Annotated in this window: 5 protein-coding genes; all 5 read right to left on the bottom strand. The window is 50.9% G+C overall.

Annotated features, from left to right (window positions below; translation table 11 throughout):
- Window positions 1–207: 207 nt before the first annotated feature.
- Genes AAFM29_RS08615 through AAFM29_RS08595 form a run of 5 tightly spaced genes read right to left on the bottom strand, consistent with a single transcriptional unit; the run spans window position 208 to window position 5,793 of the window.
- Window positions 208–1,893 (bottom strand): glycosyltransferase family 39 protein, encoded by a 1,686-nt coding sequence (locus tag AAFM29_RS08615; RefSeq protein ID WP_341712397.1) that lies wholly within the window; start codon window positions 1,891–1,893, stop codon window positions 208–210.
- A complete protein-coding gene (locus tag AAFM29_RS08610) occupies window positions 1,890–3,275 on the bottom strand; it encodes a hypothetical protein (RefSeq protein WP_341712396.1) in 1,386 nt (461 codons plus the stop codon). Before AAFM29_RS08610 ends, AAFM29_RS08615 begins: the two co-directional genes overlap by 4 nt.
- Window positions 3,272–3,673 (bottom strand): GtrA family protein, encoded by a 402-nt coding sequence (locus AAFM29_RS08605; protein WP_341712395.1) that lies wholly within the window; start codon window positions 3,671–3,673, stop codon window positions 3,272–3,274. Before AAFM29_RS08605 ends, AAFM29_RS08610 begins: the two co-directional genes overlap by 4 nt.
- 1 nt (window position 3,674) lies before the next feature.
- On the bottom strand, window positions 3,675–4,646 hold the full coding sequence (locus tag AAFM29_RS08600; RefSeq protein WP_341712394.1) for a glycosyltransferase family 2 protein: 972 nt from the start codon (window positions 4,644–4,646) through the stop codon (window positions 3,675–3,677).
- Window position 4,647: 1 nt separating this feature from the next.
- Window positions 4,648–5,793: a hypothetical protein gene (locus AAFM29_RS08595; protein WP_341712393.1), complete on the bottom strand. Its 1,146-nt coding sequence runs from the start codon at window positions 5,791–5,793 to the stop codon at window positions 4,648–4,650.
- Window positions 5,794–5,960: the final 167 nt, after the last annotated feature.

Here is a 5,960-nt window from a genome sequence, read left to right as displayed (position 1 = left end):
CAAGTAATTCGTTTGCCACCGCAAGCATCGGTCAGGCATTTGGTTGGGGGCAAAGAGCACGACCGCCGGGCACCGATTCCCGCGTTGCAGCTAGTCTGCAAAGTTACCGTCGTTGGAAATAGCATCTAAAGTAGTCCCCAAACCTATGCAGTTTGGTTATGGCGAACTGCCGCGCCATCGCTTACTTAAACAGAACCGTGGGAGCACCTACTTTAGATCAACAGTCGGATCCGGGTCGCTGCGAAGATCAAGGACGAGCACCTCCGGTCTGCCTCCAATCTCACCCGACACTGCAGGAAACCGCTTCAGCACGCTCCCGCTTGCAATAACCTCTTGATAACGATTGAATGCAGCTGGAAACCTAGCCCGATCTATTCGGTATCGCTGGTGTTCAGTAAGTATGGCAAAATCGCTCTTGCAACTTGCCAACTTAGCTTCGGGAACTGCCGCATAGTCTAGATTAGACTTGCCTCCGCGAAGCGAGTCTACCATTTGATAATCAATCCTTCCTGCCAACATCTGGCGTGCATCGAAACAGCCTCCTACTCCTATTGGAAATAGGATTTCGAATTCACTGCTGACAAGATCAAATGCAAAGTGTTCGATTAAAAGACTTCTCCCTTTGGGAAGGTTTTGTTTCGCCCAGTCCGTAGCTTGACGGCGATTGTCGTGGATACGCTCATTCGCCGCACCAAGCGAAGCGCACAAAGGAGGAAGCACAAGGCCTAAAGCCATCGTGATTTTTGCCAGCAACCTCACCCTCTGTCCTGCGCCAAAGGTCTGGAGTATTCCAGAAGCGCCGAAGCCCGCCAAAATTGAAAGGAAGGGGAACAACGCGATGGCCCAACGGTCCCACACCAAGTTTTGATTGGCGATTACGATCAAGATCGCGATTGCTGGCACTCCTGCAATCACCCATAATCTAACTTGGTGCCTTGCGAAAACAAAGCCAGCTATCGCCAAAGCGCTACCAAGCGGCCCTAGGCCGCGCCAGATCGGTCCTGAAAGGTACTGCAAAAGATTCGATAGGAACCCCGTCCCGGTAGCACCAACGTGCTGAACTTGAGCCTCCCCTTGGAGGTTCGAAACAAGCGTGCCAAAATCAAGCAACAAATGGGGAGATATGAGGACGACAAAGAGACAAACGAAGGCACCGCACCAAAGACTTGGACGAAGCGCGTCGTTAACCCTTCCAGATCGATGAAGCGCCCCAAGAAAGATGCTCCCGACGACTCCCAGAAAAGCTAGAGCGAACGGCCATTTCGACGTGATTGCAAGAGCAGTGTACAGACTTGCAATTACGTAGTCTCGCTTCCGGGGATTTTGATCAAGTTTCGTGGATGCAAGCATAACCAGCAGTAGGAACGTGGTCGCCATGATGTCTGACCTTACAACCTGGGACCACGCAATGTGGACAGGATTGAACGTCATTAGGGCAGCACCGACTAGGCCAACCATACGGTCACCAATACGCGTACCAAGGCGGTAGGTAAGAACTATGCTGAATACAGCGAATACAGCCATAGCGATTCGACTAGGAAGCATGACAATCCCCGGGTCGAGAAAGATGGCCTCTCCAAATTGCTCAAGTGACGCGTAGTCGCCCAACAGCCGGCCGACAGCGAAGACAAGTGCATCAACTACCGCCAAGACATACATTGTCGTTGTAGCCGGATGACCAAACCAACCTGGGTTGAGATTGCCACTCTCAATCATTCGGACCGCGCCAAGCTGGAAGATCAACTCGTCAGGATCAAGGATAGCTGGCAGGCCAAAGTCTATGCCGTAGAGCCGAATTCCCAGCGCCCAAACGGCGAGTATGGCTACAAGTGAGATCGAAACATTCGAGCCAGACCACGCCGGACAAGGGGCTGGTATTAACCGATCCTTCATTTCGCCGGATTCTTCGGTGATCTAATCCATGGCAAGAGCGCGGCGTCAGCTCGAAACCGCCACCGCTCTGCCCAACCCTGCCGCCGAATGTCGCCCCATACAGAATGGATAGTTGAGAAACTCAATGCGATCGCGATAAGCTGAATTAGGAGTGGTCGCAGCAGAGGCCAGACTGTCAGGTCCATCTCCACTATGACCTCAGTGTCAAAATAATACGTGTAGCGTACTAGTGTCGCAAGGTTTGTAATGGGGATGTCATAGGAGCACGCCAACAAATAACTTGAGACGATAGCAATCTTTGGGCCTATCCCGCGCCATGGTTCACACATCACCATCGCCATCCAGAAGATCGGCGTATACCCTCCTCCTTCTGTAGTAATTAACGCAAACAATAACCCTAAAATGTAAATACGATAACGTGTAATTGCCTCTGGCCGGAGCCAACTAGCGGCCATAGCCACGAACAAAGATCCTTGCGTTAACCTAAGAAGAATCTCAATTACTATTGGTATTGTACTTACCTCTCTCGACCCTAGGATTAATAGGGTTGGAAATATTTGAGCGTTGTTCTTCATCAAAGACGTCAATCCCTGATATGTGGTAGCGGGCCAGAAATCCAAAGGGTTCTCAATACGGTTTTCTGTCCAGGAGCTGAGATTGACGAATATCTCTGACAAGGTCCCAGCACCGAGCATTGCGTAACTCAATAAGTAGATCACGATGGTTGCCAGCAAAGTCCCCTCAACCCACCGCCATCGACGCATAATCAATTGGGCCATAAATGGCGCAATTAGGTAGACCTTCAGATTAATCGCGAAGCCCGCGGCAATCCAGCGCAGCCGAGCTGACTTGAAGATCGGCATGACTGCTAGCAAGAAAAAGGGAAAGGCAATCAGAATGAGATTGCCTCGCTCGATACCGTTCAGAATTGGCCAACCCAGACCCACACATATGGTGCGCGGGATTGCCCGTGACCGGTCAATCTTGCGCAAGGCAACGAACAACAAGGCTACCCCAAGAATCCAGAACCCCCATATCCCAACATGTCCGATCCAATCGCAATCACGGGCCGCGAGACCCGGACTAGGTTCAAATTCGCGTGTGCGCGGGTAGCACTTTCCGACGCTGAGAAAGCGAAGGATGACGAATGACAAAGGAGGGTAAAGTGTGGTCCAAGTGTCGAATGCGCCATTTGGATTGTGGGACCAAAATGCAGTATTGAACCAATCCGCATGAACGTCGCTGGGTTCGTAGAAAAATGGTGGCGGAAGGTACTTAAATGTAAAGAGGAACCAGGTGGCATGAGCAAGACTGAGCAATACCAAACAAGCTAAAACCCATTCGATCGCTAGACCTTCGTTTCGTAATTTAGCCTCGCTCACGACTGCTTCTCAATAGCTCGAAATACAAACCGCTTGAGGACAAAAAAATTCACAACAGAAACTACTAAAATTGTCAGAAGACCTGCGAAATATGCGGAGGAGATAAACTGTGTAAGTCCGTACAAAATTACCAGGCTTATTAAGTAATTTGCCACATATGATAAAATGAAGCGAAACGCCGAGCCTTCCTCATCAGAAAATGAATAGCGACTGTAAGTAAAATAATTGAAAATAGTTCCAAATATATGAGATAGAATCTGCGCTGTAAAAATATCGAACGACAGCCAGACAAGAGCCGCAAAGCAGCCATACCCAAACAACGTATTGACGATTCCGGCCTGGTAGTACCGCAAGACCTGTCGCCAGTTCGCTGCCAGCCCAAAGAAGGACTGCCCCATATTATTGGGATCTCCGGTAGTCGTTAGGGAAGTTGATTCTCTCTTTCTCTAATACCAGTGGTTGATTGCGAGTTCGCTCAGCGATCAGGCCGACCTGTACACCCAGCAAACCGAAGAAGAGAAACATCAAGGTGAACTGCCCCTCAAGCATCGCCGCAAAGAGCCAAAGCTGAACTGAGCCGTCCCAAAGTGGCGAGAGAAGGGCCCCAAATAGACAGAACAGGGTGAGCAAGCCGAACAGAAACGCTACATAAAGCGGTGCGCGAAGCAATCCCTTCGATGACCCTGCAAGTCCATTGAGGGCAAAATCCAACAACGTCAGAAAGTTATTATTCGACTTCCCTCGTGATCTTACTGGGCGGTCGTAAGGAATCTGAAAAATCTCGAAGCCTGTTTCAACCAGCATACCGCGAACGAAAGGTTCTGGTTCGTTGAGTCTGCGCATTGCCTCGACAACCTTGCGGTCGTAAATTCCGAATCCCGTTGCATTGGGGATAACAGGATAATCGCCAAACCGGCGGTGCATCGCGTAGGCGAGACCACGAACGGTTCTAAGCAGGAACGAATTTTTTTCGGAGTTTCGAATGCCAAGCACGATCGGAGTTCCATTGCGCCAGCGTCGCACAAATTCAGGAAGCAAAGTCGGCGCATCCTGAAAGTCCGCGCACATCGAAATTACTGCATTGCCACCAGCTTCGTAAATTGCGTGCGTGGGCGATCGCATCTGGCCGAAATTCCGCGTATTGACGATCAACTTAACTCGCGGATCATTGCGGCAGATCTGCTTGATGATCTGGACCGTTCGATCTGTCGATTCATTGTCGATGAAGATAATATCGAATACTGCATCCACGCTTTCCATCGCGTCGATTACAGCAGCAGCGATTGCCTGCGCATTCTCTTCCTCATTGCGACAAGCAATACAGATGGAAATTTCTGGAGACGAAACAAGCTCACAATCGCTCCGGGCCATTTCAATCGCCCCCTAACTCGAGTTCGGGCAGTCCATAGCCAGGCTTCGCTCGTGCTCCGCTCCCGATTGGAGCGCCAAGTGGCGGCCGCAGTCGGTAGAATTCAATCGCCATCCAGACGAGGAACAGCGCGATCGCCAATACAATCAGAGTCCAGCGATACTGTCTTTCGCTCGAGACGTAGGGCTGTTCCAGAAGACGAATATTTGCGGTCGACGTCAGTTGCTCGACCGTCGTTCCTTGTAAGTATCGCACGTAGTTCGTGTAGAGCGATTGGGCCAGTCCAAGTTCGCGATCCAAGTCGAAAAGTCTGGTAGAAACAGCGACAGCCTCACCTACAGTTCCTTCCTGTGTTGTCGGTCGACTCGACAACGCGTCCTGCAGCTGAGTCTTGATCACATCACGCTCCGATCGCAATTGGATCATGGTGATGTTGTCTGGTGCGAACAACGCACCAGTGATTGCAATCTGCCTTTCCTTTTCCTCCAGTGCAGCTCGCAAGGAAGGAACCCGTTCGGAAATTATCTCAACTGACCTCGCAGGATTGGCATAGCCGTTCTCAAGCCGAAAGGTGTCGTACGCTGCCTGTGCCTTCGAAAGACGCAAACCTGCATCATGAACCAACTTTTCCAGAACATCCCGCTTATATTGCGTTTGCCTAAGTGTGATCTCCGCGAGTTCAGCACGAGTCGCTTCCGTAAATGCCGATACAATGTCCTGAGCAAGCTGCCGATCGGTGTGATCCATCTGAATCAAGATGATTCCGCCGCGCAGCGATCGCATGACAAGTCTCTTTTCAAGCCAACGATGCAAGGCAACGCCCTTCTTTCCGACTCGCTCTTCCAGATTGAGATCACGAATGACCTTATCCCTTGTGTAGATACTCGTCCCGATCCGAAGAGCCACCTCCACATCAGCTTGCTTGCCGAACACCGAGTTCAGCGCACCCAGCTGCCCTAATGTGTCGGATAGGCCTAATGATGCTGGGTCCGCCGGTGTGAGCGTGGCTTCAGCGCGAAACTTTTCGGGAAAGGCCGAGGAAACGAGCAGAATTGCGATAGGGACCATGAAAATCCCAGCACGCTTCCAAAACCGGTCAAGGGGCCTCAGGCTGGCAAGAATACCAGTAATCGAGCTACGTGGTGTCATCAGTCGATCGCCGCAACCGTTGCTGCTGCAAGTCCGAATTGAAACAGGATTGAAGAAATCTGCGCGATCTTACTTAAGAGATCGGTCGAGTTCGTCTTTATCGGGACGAATACAACATCACCTGGGAGAGCACGTTCGTTCATTGCGCCCTCGGCCTTCGTTAACAC

Origin of the sequence: Erythrobacter sp., from assembly GCF_038133525.1 — a bacterium.
GTDB lineage: Bacteria > Pseudomonadota > Alphaproteobacteria > Sphingomonadales > Sphingomonadaceae > Qipengyuania.
Note: the sequence above shows the minus strand (reverse complement) of the source record. Positions and strands in the feature narration are given on the sequence as shown.

Coding starts and splice junctions, on each gene's coding strand:
- AAFM29_RS08615 (WP_341712397.1), bottom strand. CDS start 1,893: ATGAAGGATCGGTTAATACCAGCCCCTTGTCCGGCGTGGTCTGGCTCG.
- AAFM29_RS08605 (WP_341712395.1), bottom strand. CDS start 3,673: ATGGGGCAGTCCTTCTTTGGGCTGGCAGCGAACTGGCGACAGGTCTTG.
- AAFM29_RS08600 (WP_341712394.1), bottom strand. CDS start 4,646: ATGGCCCGGAGCGATTGTGAGCTTGTTTCGTCTCCAGAAATTTCCATC.
- AAFM29_RS08595 (WP_341712393.1), bottom strand. CDS start 5,793: ATGACACCACGTAGCTCGATTACTGGTATTCTTGCCAGCCTGAGGCCC.